The sequence below is a fragment of the Tardiphaga sp. 813_E8_N1_3 genome, assembly GCF_051811025.1.
GTDB lineage: Bacteria > Pseudomonadota > Alphaproteobacteria > Rhizobiales > Xanthobacteraceae > Tardiphaga.
Map to the genome: position 1 here is coordinate 4,346,347 of NZ_JBPWQE010000001.1, position 14,607 is coordinate 4,360,953.

The window sequence follows — 14,607 nt, forward strand, 5'->3', positions numbered from 1 at the left end:
TTGAAACGCATATTATGGGCTTTAACTGCCGTGATGCTGGCTTGCGTGCCCGCACAATCGCAGACATTGACGAAACTGAACGTCGGCATGGTTAGCGCCATCGACATGCTGGCGATCCCGGTGGCACTCGAGCGCGGTTACTTCGAAAAGCAGGGTCTCGATGTCACCATCGCACGACCTTACGCGACCGGCGTTGATGCGCTGAACGCGCTGCAGGCCGGCGAGACCGAGATCCTGCAGGTCGGCGTTCCGATGATCGGCGCCGTGCTGCGCGGCATGGATCTCGTGGCGCTCGGCAATTACAGCGGCAGCGCCACCAAGTCCGGTTCCGATGCGACCATGGCGATCATTGCCCGTGAGGGATCGGGCATCGTCAAGGGCGACCTCAAGAGCCTCAAGGGCAAGAAGATTGCGACCTCCTTCGGCACCATCAACCATCTCTATATCCTGGCGCTGCTGGAGAAGGCCGGACTCAAGCCCGACGACGTTCAGCTGGTCAACACGCCGCCGCCGGATATGACGGTCGCGCTGCTCGCCAAGGGCATCGATGCGTTTTCCGGCTGGGATCCGTGGCCGATCATCGCGCAGAAAGACGTCCCCGGTGCCTTCGAAGTGATCCGCGGGGGCGATGTCATCGCCTATCTCGGCTATGTCGTCTCGCTTCGGTCCTGGGTCGAGAAGAATCCGGAGACGACGGAGAAATTCCTGGCCGCGACCTCACAGGCCGACCAGTGGATGCGCAAGAATCCCAAGGCCGCCGCGCAGATCGGCACCCGCTGGATTCCCGGCCTGAAGCCGGAGATCGCCGAAGCCGCCATGGAATTCAATGTCCAGCAGCTCGACCGGCGTCTGTCGGCCAACAGCTACAAGGCGATGTGGAGCGCACAGGACCGGCTTCAGCGCCTCGGCGTGCTCAAGGCAACCTTTGACGTCAACAAGAATATCGACGCCAAGCCGATCCTGAATGTCATGAAGAAGCATCCGGAACTCTTCGCCGATTTGCCGCCCATTCCGGCTGAGGTGGCTATCGGACCGGATTTCACTTTCAAGCCATAAATCTTTTCGATCGGGGCGCGCACTCATTAGCGAAGAGGGCGCGCCCCGGTCCTAACCCGGCAAACGATCAGTAGTCCCAGGAGATCGGAACCCAGCGAAACGCGTCGCCATCGATCGCCACGTGGCCGGCGGACGGAAATGGCAGATGGGTCGCGACCAACAATTCGCCGCTGGCCGCAAGCTCCCGCAACAGACGGATCCGCACGCGCGCTGCTTCTTCGGGGTCGTGCTCGAAACCGTTGTGCCAATCCGGTTGGTCAAACCCGACCGTGAACACAGCGTCGCCGGCGAAGGTCAGCGCGTCGCCGCCGGATGCCAGCCGGACGACACTGTGTCCTGGCGTGTGGCCGCCCGTCCGACGCACGGTGACTCCCGGCGCCAGTTCGTGCTCGTCCGTGAATGTCCGAAAATGCTTTCCATATTCGGCCATGAACCGCTTGGCGGTCGCCCGGAGCGCGTCCGGGAATCCCGGCGGCATCATGGTGTGAGAGAAATCGGGCGCTTTCCAGAATTCGACCTCGGCGGCAGCCACGTGGATCCGCAGGTCCGAACGCAATTGATCCTTCACCCCTTCGACGAGAAGTCCGCCGATATGGTCCATATGCAAGTGCGTCAGCACGATATCGGTGACGCATGCCAGATCGATCTGGGCAGCTGCCAATCGCTGGATCAGTTGTCCGGCCCGCGGCAAATGTAGATCCGGGTCCAATCCCAGCCCGGCGTCGACAAGAATGGTCTGCTCGCCACTCTGCACGACGACCACGTTCAGCGGCCAGTCGAAAGCGTCCGGCGGCAGGAACATGTCGCGCATCCAAGCGGCCCGCACGGCGGGGTCTGCGTTATGTCCCAACATGGAGGTTGGGAGTGGCAGCACGCCATCGCTGACCACCAGCACGTCGATGTCGCCGATCTTCACTGCATAGCGCGACGGAACCAGTTCGTTGCGTCCCGACTTGGCGGGGGCTGATGTCGTATCAAGGTTCATGTGTTTCTCCTTCTGGGTATTTTGCGGGGTGTTTTTCCGAGTGGCTTGAATCGTCTGTGTCATCTGTGGGTCCTCCTGGTTGATCGTGAGAGCTGGCCGCGCTCCTGCATGGAGCGCGGTTCTTTCTTGTGTGGGGTGGCTAGACTTCGGTCACATGCTCCGGATCGGCCGAGGCGAGAGCGGCGGCACGCTCGGGCTTCGGCGGATAAATCCAGACGGTGTTGATTTCCTGCTTGGTTTTCTTGGCGACGTCGCCAACCATCTCGACCTTGCGATCCCAGCCGCGCGTGAACAGTGCGCCGGCTTCGCCGAGGTCGAGACAGGTGACGTAGGCCTTCTGGTGGTACGGCCTGGGCGCCATGCGCAATAATTCAGCGGCGGCATTGTTGCCGGCAAAGGCGCCCATCCGCGTCGCATGCTGGCACGACATCAGCGCGTAGTTGCCGACATCGTCGCTGGCCGCTCTGGCGGCATCGCCAGTGGCAAAGACGCCAGGCACCGAGGGTACGCGCAAATCGCGGTCGACCAGCAGCCGGCCGAAACTGTCACGCTCGGCGGCGATCTGCGTGGTCAGCGGAGCGGCACGAATGCCCGCCGCCCAGATCACGGTCTCGGTTTCGATGCGTTCGCCGTTGGAGAGCGTGATGCCGGAGTTATCCAGCGAGGCAACGCCCGCACCGAGCCTTGTCTCCACACCGAGTTTGCGCAGCGCTTCCTCGATGATAGGACGCGGACCCTCTCCCATGTCGGGGGCGATCGCACTGTTTCGCTCGACAATGATCACGCGCGGCCTGGCGTCCTTGCCGAGGATCGCGCGAAGCCGCGCCGGCATCTCGGTCGCCGCTTCGATTCCCGTGAAGCCACCGCCGGCCACGACGATGGTGTCGCGCCCGTTCGATGCCGGACGATCGGCCAGGCCGTGCAGATGCTTGTCGAGCTTGATCGCATCGTCGAGATTGTCGACGCTGAAACCATGTTCCGCGAGGCCGGGAATATTCGGGCGGAACAGCCGGCTTCCGGTTGCGACGATCAGCCGATCATAGGAGAGCGACTGTCGCTTATTGTTGGCGGTCGCGACCTGCACCGTGCGGGACGTTGTGTCGATCGCCTCGGCGCTGCCTTGCACATAGACGACATCGACGGCCTTGAGGACATCCAGCAGAGGTGCCGTCAAAGTTTCGGGCTTCGGCTCGTAGAGTCGCGGGCGAATGACCAGTGTCGGCTCGGGTGCGACCAGCGCGATCTCGAGCTCTTCGGGCGAAACGCCCTTGATGTCGCGCAGGCGGGCTGCGGAAAGTGCGGCGTACATGCCGGCGAAGCCGGCGCCTATGATGACTATTCGCATGTGATTTTCTCCTTGGGTTTGAGTTCTTCTGATGCAAAGGCACAAAGCAGAGACGCTAGGCCGCTACGAACGCGAGCAGTTCGGCGTTCACGAGATCGGCGTTGGTCGTGCACATTCCGTGCGGCAGCCTCTCGTAGATTTTGAGGGTGCTGTGCTTCAGCAGTTTTGCCGATAGAGGGGCGGAGTCGGCGACGGGTACGATCTGGTCGTCATCACCGTGCATGACGAGTGTGGGCACCATGATGCGCCGCAAGTCGTCACTGAAGTCTGTCTCCGAGAACGCTTTGATGCCTTCGTAATGCGCCTTGGCGCTCCCCATCATGCCTTGGCGCCACCAATTCCAGATGACCGCCTGGGATGGCTTGGTGCCTGGGCGGTTGTAGCCGTAGAACGGACCGCTCGCGAAATCGAGATAGAATTGCGATCTATTGGCGGCGAGCTGCTTGCGCAGGCCGTCGAACACTTCAATCGGCAAGCCGTCGGGATTGGCTTCCGTCTTCAGCATCACCGGCGGCACGGCACTGATCAACACGAGCTTGGCCACGCGATTCTCGCCATAACTCGCGACGTAGCGCGCGGCCTCGCCGCCGCCAGTTGAATGGCCGACATGAACGGCATTGCGGAGATCGAGGTGCTGGACGACCGCCGCAACATCGGCTGCGTAGTGATCCATGTCGTGTCCGTCGCTCACCTGGCTCGAGCGACCGTGACCGCGGCGATCATGGGCGATGACGCGATAACCCTTGCCAACAAGGAAGAGCATCTGGGTCTCCCAGTCGTCGGAGCTCAGCGGCCAGCCGTGGTGAAAGACGATCGGCTGGCCGGACTTCGGCCCCCAGTCTTTGTAGAAAATCTGTGCGCCATCTTTGGTGGTGACGAAGGTCATGGGATCGTTCCTTTGAGCGGGGTACGGGGGAAGGCTTGTTTCTTTGCCGGTCGCCGACGTGGAACGAAGGGTTAGTGACATCGCGTACATGAGCGTGGTCGCGAGTACTTTCCGCCGCGAGGCGTTCGGGAGCCGGTTGATGTGGCTGTTCCAGTCCATCGTTTATCTCCGTGCAGTTTGGCTTGGCAGGACGATTTCTAGCGAACCACCTGTGGCGCTGCGCCAGAGCGATTGACGTACCTGTCGAGAGATTGCTGCTAACGTGACCGTCGTCGCCAATCGCTTGGGCTTTCGCCGGTCAGCTTCCTGAACGCCGCTGCGAAGGCTGTCTGCGACGCATAGCCAAGCGCCGCTGCCACCGACACGACCGATGCGTCGGTGTCGCGCAGCATGTTCATAGCCTGCTCGAGCCGGTGTTGGCGCAGCCAGGCGTGTGGCGAGAGCCCGGTGCTTTCCTTGAAAGCGCGGCAGAAGTGAAAGCGCGACAGACCGGCATCCGAAGCCAGAGCGGAGAGCGAGACGTCCGTATCGCTGTCCGAACGCAAACGTTCGATGGCGCGTAGCAGCGTCTTCGGCGCCAAGCCACCCATGGTCGGCTGAAACGTGGCTGGCGCGCCTGTGTGCGCAGACAGGAGGCGTGTCGCCAGAAGATCCGTCAGTTGTTGTCTGAACAGCGTGTCCAGCGCCGCATTCCCCTCCAGGACATCAGCCGCGCTGAGCAAAAGGCGCGATGTGACGGGATCGGGATGTGCTGTTCGTTCCAGGAGATCGGCGGGTGCGGTCGTGTCAGCTTCGTCCGCAACGCGCGTCAGCGTTCGGTGCGGGAGATAGAGCTGGACGACGCTGACAAGCCCGGGAATATCCCATCGTGCGCTTGAGCCGGCTGGAATGATCGTCACCACGCCGGAACGCGCAGTTCCGATGGCAGTCGACTTGCCCGAGCGCCGCTCCAGTCGCTGCATCGCGCCGGTGTAAGTCATGACGACGTGATCGGCCATGGGTTCGACGACGTCGTGCAGGGCTCCGTGTTTCCAATGGGCGATCGTGCCGCTGGACGAGTCTGAAGCCATGCGCAGCGGTGCAGTCTTCAACACGCGCGCCATCTCCACATCGGCAGGACGCCGCTCGGCATGGCGCGGCGTTTCGTGAGACGCCTCGGATGTGGCTGCCGGGTCATCCCCGGAATCGCGGAGCTTGGTCATGGACGTGCACCCGCGCCACGCGTTCGTACGCATCCGATGAGACCCGTATCGCCTATGACGACAATCCTCATGGCTTTCCCCCGATTGTTCAGGCCATCCGTGGCCTTGCTTCTGAAAGCGCTGCCAGAATGCGCGCGTGCGGGCGGGAAAGCCTTGTAGGCATCTTGAATTGCCGTTGAGTTTTCCTTGGCTTCTTGTGCAATCGATGCGTGGACGTGCAGTTTTCATCCGAAAATGATTGCCTAGACGCCCATCGGCGCGCGTTCAAGCGACGCGCCGGGCGCGTCGCTGCTGGACCGAAGCCGTTCGATCTGGTGCTCTTTCTGGCCCAGAGCGGGCACAGGCCATCATTGAACCCGCCATGCTGGTGCCGCGTCTCATTGGACGAGGAGCCATGTCGATGTCCGAGCCAAGTCCCCTTCTTGAATTCATCATGCAGGCGCTGGCAGCGAAGCCGGAAGAACGCCGCATTCTGTTTTACGTCATACTGACATTCACCGTCGGCATCGCCATTGTTGCTGTATGGCCGTTCGGCGGCACACCGGGTGACGTCCTGACCGGCTACGGGATCGTTGTGGTGGCAGTCGGCAGCGGCGTATTACTGGTGAAGTGGTTCTTTCACAGCATCAATTGACGCGGTCTTCGCAATTCGCAGGCGTTGGCCTTACGCGACGCACGCTCGGCGCAAACGGATCGACCGCCCACGCCTCGCCGGATTTGAGCCACGCTCTGCTGATCTCAAGCCAATCCGCCAGCGGCAGCAGCCGGAGACCATAAGGTTCTGCCCAGCCCTGCGATTCCGTCACGAACGGCGCATCGTCATGAGGGCGGCGCACGACCTGAACCACATGGGTAATCTCGCGCGGGCGCGGATGATTTGCGGCCCATGCTCCGCCACCCTGTCGCAAGCCGATCATGGCAAAGCGCGGCAGGTTTTCGAGATCAATCCGATCGCCCTCGAGAATAAAACCGGTGCGGGTCTCGATGACCTCGATCATGCGATCGGACCAGGTCGAAATCCCAGCAATCTCGCGGGCGCTGAAGACGCCGCTTCTGGATGCATCATTCATCGCCTGCATCGCACTGGACAGCAGCAACGCGGCCCAGCCGGAGCAATCGATGACCGGCGGATCCCATGCAAGTCCTTCGGACTTGACGCCGCCTTTGTAGCCGACGTGCCCCACATAGCGCTCGACGAGTTGCCACATGGCGGGAGCGATCAGGCTCGCATGGGGAGGTTCACCCAGCTCACGCACCAGACGCTCGACATGCGCTTTCAGCTCGCCCAGCGCGACGTCGGGAGGCGCCACGTCGATGTCATGCACGTGCCAATAGGTCACGCGATCTTCCCAGCCCGGAAAGCGCGCCACCAGCAAGGTGCGGTGCTCGGCCTCCTTCACGGCCACGACCATATCGGACGCTGCAAGCGCTTCATGCGTGCAGGGTGCCGGCATGCGCGATACGCCGAGGGGCGAGATGCCATCGACGATCAACGCGTCGATGGTCTGCCGCGCCATCGGGCCGACATTGTCCTTGCCCCGCTCGATTGCCAGGGCATGGGACGTCGCCTCCCAGTCCAGACCGGCGCGGCGCGCCAGGTGATTGAAGAGTTCTTCCGCATAGCGGCTGCGATAGTAGTTACCGGTGCAGAGGAAGAGGACGGTCCTGGCCATGGCCGAGTGTGTTTGGTCGGGCCTGCATTTGTCAATTGCAGCGCCCTCGCCGCCCGCGCGGCGCCGAAGGCCCATGGACCCCGCGGCCATTTTGCTGGATTGTGCCGTCCTTGCCTTGCGCCCAACGAATCATTTGTCAGAGGACACCCCATGTCGCGCTCGCTTTTCCGCACCACCCTCGTCGCCGCCCTCGCTTTGATCGGCGCAAGCGTTTCCTCTGCGGCTTTCGCCGATAGCGGCACGATCCGCATCAATGTGCTGAAGGGTGGCTGGTTCATCGGCGCATCGGGCGGTTCGGGCACGCTGACCTTTCGCGGGCGGACCTATCCGCTGTCGATCGGCGGATTGAGCGCGGGCCTCGTCTTCGGCGCGTCGCAGAGCTATCTGTCCGGCCGCGTCAGCCGCATCAACAGCCCCGGCGATGTGGCCGGCGTCTATGGCGCTGGCGGCGCAGGTGCTGCGGTCGGCCGCGGCGTCAGCGCCATCGTGCTCACCAACGAGAAGGGCGCGCTGCTGGAACTCAGCGGTCGCCAGACCGGATTGATGGTCAATGCCGATCTCTCGGGCCTCGCCATCTCGCTGAGGTAAGCGGCGAGCCCTTAAGCGGAGCACGGAGGCCTTGTTGCAAGACGCCCGTGTAAACACATATCCGCGAAACGGACGTCCCGGCGCGCGGCAGCGCGCGCGAGGATGCAGCTTGATCAAGCTCGCATGCAGCGAATGGCAGGGGTCATCGATCGCGCGAATGTGCACGCGACGTCATCACGGCTTCACACTTGCTAAAGATTTTATCGATCTTTTTTGCGCGCTGGTGTGCCGCGCAATGCGCGTGACGCGATGTCGCGCAACACCGCATGAAGGTTCAAGGCTTATCTTCAAAACAATGTCATTAGCCGTCATCGACGTTTCATCGCGCGGACCAAGATACGCCCCAATGCGTCAGCATGGTCTGCGCAGCTCGAGACGACGGAGTGTAGCATGACAACCGACCCGACACCGAAGTTCGACGCAAACTATGTGGCCACGCTGCGCCAGGTGCTGGATATCGCTGTGCAGCAGATCGCCGTGCAGCATCGCACGCCGGCGACGAAAGCGATGATGGCGGAGACCATCGTGCGCCACGCGGCCGGCGGCATCACCGATGCCCATGCGCTGGTGTCGCACGCCGTGACCGCAGGCGCGAACGGCGCGCCGTAAGGTCGCTGCGCAATCTTTCGCAACGCGAAAAGCGGAACCTGCCACGTATTTGATGGCATGCCGCCACGTCTTCGCCAAACCGGGCAGCGAAGTTCCATCGAAGCTGATGGAAAACGATACCGATGATTATGTCAGAAAATTACTTCAGAGACCGCGCGGACGATTGCAACCGCCTCGCCCGCGAGGAGAGCGATCTGGAGATGCGCGGCATGCTCTGCGATCTCGAATTGGATTACCGCGCCAAGGCGCTCCATGCGGCAGCGCAGGGCTGGCGCGACGCGCCGCGGTATTTCGAATTGGCTGAGGCGTAGGCCGCCTGTCGCGTTTGAAGCTGTCATTCCGGGGCGCGAAACGGCGCCGTCAGGCGACGTTCGCGAACCCGGAATCTCCGAATGTTCATCACATCGGGATTCCGGGTTCGCGCAAGAGCGCGCCCCGGAATGACGGTTTGCAGTTAACCCTTCACCAGCCGTACCTGAGTGCCCCAGGGATCGGCAACCGCAACGCCATCCGCGATCGACTCGCCTGACAGGCCAGCAGCCGCAAGGCGGCGCTTGCGGTCGGCCATCACGGCATCATCGGCAATCCGGAGCGAGAACCAGGCGAGCCCCGTTTCCTGCGCATTGCGCGGACCGCTGCCGGCGCTCTGCCAGGTGTTGATGCCGATGTGATGGTGATAGCGACCTGACGACAGGAAGGCGACACCCGGTCGGCCTAGCCGCGTCGGCTCCATGCCGATTAGCCCCTCATAAAAATTGCGGCCGCGCGCGACGTCGCCGACACGCAGATGCATGTGACCGATACGCAGCGGCTTCGGCGCGGTGTGATACTGATCGCGCGTGGTGTCCGTCTGCGCCACGATATTGTCGATATCGAGCTGGTCGGTTCCCATGGTGACCATGTCGCCGGTCCATTTCCACGCCGACGGCGGCCGGTCCGAATAGACCTCGATGCCGTTACCCTCGGGATCGGTGAGATAGGATGCCTCGCTGACATGATGATCGGCAAAGCCATCAAACGGCGTACGCGCCAACGCGGCATGGACCAGCCAGCGCGCGAAATCTGCGCGGCTCGGCATCAGGAAGGCGGTGTGAAACAGCCCGGCCGTGGTCTGCGCTTCCAGCGGCGCATCGGGCCGATGGATCAGGTGCAACAGCGCGACGCCATCGACGCCGAGCACGACCTCGGCCTTGCTGTCGCTGATGGTGCCGAGCTTGAGCAAATCCGTGTAGTAGCTGCGCATCTTGCCAAGGTCGCGGACGCGAAGCGCGGCGGCACCGATCCGCATCGGCGTCTGCTGCGCGAAGGGCAACGGCGCAGATGCCATCGCACCAAGATCGACACCGCCCTCGGCACGCACCGCCCCCATCAGCGCGGTCTGGCTGGCAGCAAAGGCGGCGAGCTTCATCACCTGTCGGCGCGTGGTCATGCGGGGGTCCATGGCAGAAGAGTGGATTCAAGAATGGATCATTGTGGATAGCAGGCGACCATACGGGGTCAAATCACATCGCTGTAGGTCCAATCCACGGGGGCTTTTTAACATAATGTTACGTTCAAGCCTCGTTTTGGTAGTTGATCGCAGGAGCGAAGTGAGGAGAACTCACCCCAACTCAAAAATAAAACAGACGGGAAACGCCATGTCGACAGCCCCCCACATCATCCGTGATGACAGCCGTGCGCGTGCCGTCGTGACGGCAATGGCCTTGTTTGCCGCGCTATGCGGCACCACGGCCCCGGCTTCCGCACAGCAGCTCGCCTGTGATGACGGTATCAAGACCGCATTTCATCCCGATGAGGCCACCACCGTTGTGGCCGTGCGGGCGATCAAGAAGGGCGAGGAACTGGTCGCGCAGGATTCGCCTCGCCCGATCACCATGGCGGCGGACATGTGCCTTGTGAAGCTTCTGGTGGGCCCAGGCTTCACGGCGGAAAAGGACAGAGCTGCGCGCTCCTGGTCCGAGGGCATCGGCATCGAGGTGTGGCTGCCGACACCGGCGAACTGGAATACGCGCATCCGCAATTACGGCGGCGGCGGCTGGGTCGGCGGTGGCCATCGCACTGCCGACAAGATCGGCAGCAAGGTGCCCGCCCTCGTCAACGCCAATATGGGTTATGCCTCGGGCACCACCGATGCAGGACAACCCTGGTATCAGGACGGCTCCTTCACCTTTCTCTCCGACGGCAAGGTCAATGCCGAAGGATTTCGCGACTTCTCGGTCCGCGCCATGGTGGAGCAGGCCGTCAAGACCAAGGCGCTCGCCACGCTCTATTACGGCAAGGCGCCGGCTTACGCTTATTACGATGGTCACTCGCAGGGTGGCCGGCAGGGCATGAAGATCGCCCAGGACTATCCCGAGCTCTATGACGGCTACATGATCGCGCAGCCGGCGCTGAACATCCCGCAATTCGGCACGACCGCGCTATATCCGCAGATCGTGATGAAGACCGAGCTCGGCTTCACCGCACTCGACAAACCGAAAGCCAGCGCCTTCGCCGCCAAGATCGACGCCGCCAACAAACGTGCCCTCGCCTCCTGCGACAAGGCCGGGCTCGGCTTCCTGCTCGATCCGTTCGCCTGCGACTACGATCCCGCACGCGATGCCGCGGCCCTCTGCAGCGGCGAGGCCGGCCAGGGCGTCACCGGCAGCAATGCCGATGCGGCAACCTGCATGAGCCTGAAGGAAGCGATGGCGCTCGACAGGATCTGGTTCGGCGCAACGCCCGACGGCAGCTACGACGCCGCGCAGAGCTCCGACAGCCGCAGCGGCAAGGTGCTCGGAACGAGGCAGGTGTGGTGGGCCTTCACCAGGACCACGGCGATCGGCAGCCAGATCACCGGTACAGCCGCCGGCAGCGTGGCTTTGGCACTACAGGACGTCCGCTACGCCGCCGATGCCAGCGCCACCAACCCATCGGACATTCCGTTCAACAACGGCTCGACCACCGAACGCAACAAGTGGCAGGAGCTCAGCTATGCCGGTCTGGCCGATGCGGTGAACAAGAACCTCGCTTTGCAGCCCACTTTGTTCAGCAATCTCGGCACCGACAAGGCGGATCTCGGCAAGTTGCGCGATCTCGGCCGCAAGATCATCGTCTATAGCGGCCTCGTCGATGACGCGATCCCGCCCGCCGGCAACGTCAACTATCACGAGCGCGTCGCGGCGCAGATGGGCGGCCACGCCGAGGTGCAGAAGTTCATGCGGATGTATCTGCTGCCCGGCTCGGCGCACAGCTCGCAGGGCCGCGCCTATACGGTCAGCGGCCAGAACGATTCCGTGCCGCTGCCGAAGCTTCCCGGTAATGCGAACCAGACGCCGATGCGTGAGCAGGATCAGTTCTTCACCGCGCTGACGGACTGGGTCGAAAAGGGTGTGGCTCCCGGCGAGATCGCACTGACGTCGCGTGACAGCAAGTTGAGCTATCCGGCTTGCGTCTATCCGCTGCGCACGGTGTGGAATGGTGGAGCAGTAACGCAGGCGGCGAATTTCGGCTGCAAGTAGCTGGCATTCCGGCGGCGCGAGAGCGAAAGCTCTCGCCTCTCGTTTGTCATGGCCGGATTTGATCCGGCCTCCACAAGTTTCCGCTCCGCACACTCCTGCGATTTTAACGGTTCTAGTGTGTAGAGGTTCTAACTTGGCAGGTAATGCCATGCGCGATTTGATGTCCTAGAGACCACGCAGGAATCGGGCTCAGTCAGTCCGAACGACATGCGGGGCGTTATCGGTGGGGATCGTCGAAAGAAAAGTCACCAAGGCAATGTGTCTTGGTGCAGCAAGTTCTATTGTCTTGTTGATGGGCCTGTCAGCGCAGGCAAGCGCACAAATGTCAGCGCAAGCCACCGGCACGGAGCCGCCTTCAGCGCGCGCCACGCAGCTGGATCCCGTCATCGTTCAAGGCAGCGCCGACCGGCGCGCCAAATCCAAGAACACTGCGCGCAGCAGCGCGTCGCGCACCGCCGCACGGGCGGCGCGCACAGCCACGCGTCAGGGAACAGTCACGCCAAGCAACGTGCCGGGCGCCAGCGCAACGGAATCCGCATGGGGCCCCGTTCAGGGCTATGTGGCCACGCGAAGTGCCACGGGCACCAAAACGGATACGCCTCTGATCGAGACGCCGCAGTCGATTTCGGTGGTGACACCGGAGCAGATGCGCGACCAGGGCGCGCGAACCGTCGGTGAGGCGCTGGCCTATACGGCGGGCGTGCAAACCCAACCCTATGGCTACGATGCCCGCTACGACCAGTTCCTGATCCGCGGATTTGCGGCCAACCAATACGGCAATTACCGCGACGGTCTGCGGCAGGGCAACGGTTCCTTCGCCTATTTCCGCAACGAACCATACGGCGCCGAACGCATCGAGGTCATGCGCGGGCCGTCCTCCGTGCTCTATGGCGCCAACGAAGCCGGCGGCATGGTGAACTATGTCAGCAAGATGCCGCTCGAGAAGCGGCTCAACGAAGCCGGGCTCGATATCGGCAATTTCAATCGCTATCAGGGCCGTTTCGATTTCAGCGGGCCGACGCTCGACAACGACAAGCTGCTCTATCGCTTCACCGGCCTGGTGCGTGACAGCGGCACGCAGATTCCCGGCACCTGGGACGATCGCGTGTTTCTCGCACCGAGCTTTACCGCAAAGCTGGGCGAAGACACGACGCTCACGGTGCTGGCCGAATACGAGCGCAGCAAGACGTCGATGTGGCCGTATTATCTGCGCAACCCGGCGACGGGCGTGGTGACGAATATTCGTCTCGGCGATCCGTCATTCGATGCGCTCACACAGTCGCAGGCCTCTGTCGGTTACAGGCTCGAACATCGCTTCAACGAGGCCGTGACGTTCCGGCAGAACGTCCGGCTCGGGCATGTGTCGTTCGAAGGCAACATGGTCGATGCACTCAGTCTCTCTCCCGACGGCCGCACGTTGAACCGCTACGCGTCGACCTACAAGGAAAGCCTGAACACCTTCAATATCGACAATCAGATCGAAGCCAGATTGGCAACCGGCCCGATCAAGCATACGGTCCTAGCCGGAGTCGATTACTTCCGGCAGGGAACGACTTTTGGCTACTATGCGGGCGCCGGTCCGTCGCTCGACCTGACAAATCCTGTTTATGGCACTTCGGTGCCGACATTGCCTTTGTCGATTATGAGCGCCAACAGCCAGACGCTCGGCCAGCTCGGACTTTACGCACAGGACCAGATGGCACTGGGCGGCTGGCGGCTGACCATCGGTGGCCGGCAGGACTTTGCCGAACTCTCGAACCACGACGACCTGTCAGGCGTGACGACCACGAGCGACCCAAGCAAGTTCACAGGCCGCGCGGGATTGCTGTATCTGTTCGACAACGGGCTCGCGCCTTACGTCAACTACGCGACGTCATTTCTGCCGCAGAGTGGCACGACGGCACCCGGGCGCGGCGCTACACCCTTCGCGCCGACGACCGGTGAATCGTTCGAAGCCGGTATCAAGTATCAGCCGCTTGGCTGGAACAGCTACTTCACGGCGACCTGGTTCAACCTGACCAAGGACAACGTGCTGACAACCGATCCGGTCTTCGGCTCGCTGTACTCGGTACAGACCGGCCAGATACGCTCACGGGGCACCGAACTGGAAGCGGTGCTGTCTCTGGCAGAGGGCCTCAAGGGTGTCGCGTCCTATAGCTATACTGACGCTACTGTGACTCGCAGCAACGGGGCCGACCTCGGCAAGGTACCGCTCGGCGTGCCAACGCAGCAGGCGGCGATTTTCCTCGACTATACTTGGCAGACCGGTTCGCTCGCGGGATTCGGTGTCGGTGCCGGTGCACGCTGGATCGGACAGACCTGGGCTGACGACATCAATACGATCAGAAACCCTGCGATCACGGCGTTCGATGCGGGTGTGCATTACGATTATCGCGGCATGCGCCTGGCCGTGAATGCGCGCAATCTGTCGGACGAGCGTGTTCCGATCTGCAACGGTGGGACCTGTACCTTCACGCAGGGGCGCACCGTTCTCGGCAGCGTGACAGCGCGATGGTGAGAAGCGCGGCTGCGAAACCTCTGGTGAAGCAGTTCTGGCTGCAGGAATGACGTGAAACGACGGAGCGGTGGCGCAGGCGGGTAGCTTTAGCTGCCGCTAGCTCGTCATTCGCTAGCAAACCAATCGGTTTGCCGGAGGGCACGCCCTTGCGCGACCCCGGAATCTCGATGTGATGAACATTTCCAGATTCCCCGCCACTCCAATTGGAGTGGCTGAGGTTCGCGTGCGCAAGGACGCGCCCGCGC

At 62.4% G+C, this 14,607-nt stretch carries 13 protein-coding genes; 7 read left to right on the top strand and 6 right to left on the bottom strand.

Features of this window, described 5'->3' with window-relative positions; genetic code table 11:
* A complete protein-coding gene (locus tag AB8A33_RS20565) occupies nt 1–1,056 on the top strand; it encodes an ABC transporter substrate-binding protein (protein ID WP_439086222.1) in 1,056 nt (351 codons plus the stop codon).
* 67 nt (nt 1,057–1,123) lie between these two features.
* On the opposite strand, the gene AB8A33_RS20570 is transcribed toward AB8A33_RS20565, so the two are convergent.
* The 4 genes from AB8A33_RS20570 to AB8A33_RS20585 form a co-directional block, all read right to left on the bottom strand.
* Nucleotides 1,124–2,104: an MBL fold metallo-hydrolase gene (locus tag AB8A33_RS20570; RefSeq protein ID WP_439094438.1), complete on the bottom strand. Its 981-nt coding sequence runs from the start codon at nt 2,102–2,104 to the stop codon at nt 1,124–1,126.
* Between the two features lie 76 nt (nt 2,105–2,180).
* Nucleotides 2,181–3,386 (bottom strand): NAD(P)/FAD-dependent oxidoreductase, encoded by a 1,206-nt coding sequence (locus AB8A33_RS20575; protein WP_439094440.1) that lies wholly within the window; start codon nt 3,384–3,386, stop codon nt 2,181–2,183.
* Between the two features lie 55 nt (nt 3,387–3,441).
* Nucleotides 3,442–4,272: an alpha/beta fold hydrolase gene (locus AB8A33_RS20580; RefSeq protein ID WP_439094442.1), complete on the bottom strand. Its 831-nt coding sequence runs from the start codon at nt 4,270–4,272 to the stop codon at nt 3,442–3,444.
* A gap of 257 nt (nt 4,273–4,529) precedes the next feature.
* Complete coding sequence (locus AB8A33_RS20585) at nt 4,530–5,474, bottom strand: helix-turn-helix transcriptional regulator (protein ID WP_439094444.1); 945 nt, start codon at nt 5,472–5,474, stop codon at nt 4,530–4,532.
* A 400-nt stretch (nt 5,475–5,874) separates the two neighbouring features.
* Here AB8A33_RS20585 and AB8A33_RS20590 point away from each other — a divergent pair, with 400 nt between their 5' ends.
* Entirely contained in the window at nt 5,875–6,108 is a 234-nt protein-coding gene (locus tag AB8A33_RS20590; RefSeq protein WP_439094446.1) for a hypothetical protein, read from the top strand.
* Here AB8A33_RS20590 and AB8A33_RS20595 read toward each other — a convergent pair.
* Nucleotides 6,101–7,147 carry a hypothetical protein gene (locus tag AB8A33_RS20595; protein ID WP_439094447.1) on the bottom strand — a complete coding sequence of 349 codons (1,047 nt, stop codon included), beginning with the start codon at nt 7,145–7,147 and terminating at the stop codon, nt 6,101–6,103. The genes AB8A33_RS20590 and AB8A33_RS20595 overlap by 8 nt on opposite strands.
* A gap of 150 nt (nt 7,148–7,297) precedes the next feature.
* Between AB8A33_RS20595 and AB8A33_RS20600 the strand changes: the two genes are divergently transcribed.
* The 3 genes from AB8A33_RS20600 to AB8A33_RS20610 all read left to right on the top strand — a co-directional run bounded on the left by AB8A33_RS20600 (nt 7,298) and on the right by AB8A33_RS20610 (nt 8,655).
* Nucleotides 7,298–7,735 carry a hypothetical protein gene (locus tag AB8A33_RS20600; RefSeq protein ID WP_439094449.1) on the top strand — a complete coding sequence of 146 codons (438 nt, stop codon included), beginning with the start codon at nt 7,298–7,300 and terminating at the stop codon, nt 7,733–7,735.
* A gap of 390 nt (nt 7,736–8,125) precedes the next feature.
* Nucleotides 8,126–8,344 carry a hypothetical protein gene (locus AB8A33_RS20605; protein WP_068731389.1) on the top strand — a complete coding sequence of 73 codons (219 nt, stop codon included), beginning with the start codon at nt 8,126–8,128 and terminating at the stop codon, nt 8,342–8,344.
* 122 nt (nt 8,345–8,466) lie between these two features.
* Nucleotides 8,467–8,655: a hypothetical protein gene (locus AB8A33_RS20610; RefSeq protein ID WP_439094450.1), complete on the top strand. Its 189-nt coding sequence runs from the start codon at nt 8,467–8,469 to the stop codon at nt 8,653–8,655.
* Between the two features lie 143 nt (nt 8,656–8,798).
* Here the strand turns inward: AB8A33_RS20610 and AB8A33_RS20615 are convergent, their stop codons facing one another.
* Nucleotides 8,799–9,773, bottom strand: coding sequence for a VOC family protein (locus tag AB8A33_RS20615; protein ID WP_439094452.1), 975 nt, complete (start codon nt 9,771–9,773; stop codon nt 8,799–8,801).
* A gap of 208 nt (nt 9,774–9,981) precedes the next feature.
* Between AB8A33_RS20615 and AB8A33_RS20620 the strand changes: the two genes are divergently transcribed.
* Together AB8A33_RS20620 and AB8A33_RS20625 are read left to right on the top strand one after the other, a co-directional pair.
* The gene (locus AB8A33_RS20620; protein ID WP_439094454.1) at nt 9,982–11,844 is read left to right on the top strand and encodes a tannase/feruloyl esterase family alpha/beta hydrolase; all 1,863 of its coding nucleotides are present in this window, start codon (nt 9,982–9,984) and stop codon (nt 11,842–11,844) included.
* A 322-nt stretch (nt 11,845–12,166) separates the two neighbouring features.
* On the top strand, nt 12,167–14,362 hold the full coding sequence (locus tag AB8A33_RS20625; protein WP_439094456.1) for a TonB-dependent siderophore receptor: 2,196 nt from the start codon (nt 12,167–12,169) through the stop codon (nt 14,360–14,362).
* Nucleotides 14,363–14,607 lie beyond the last annotated feature (245 nt).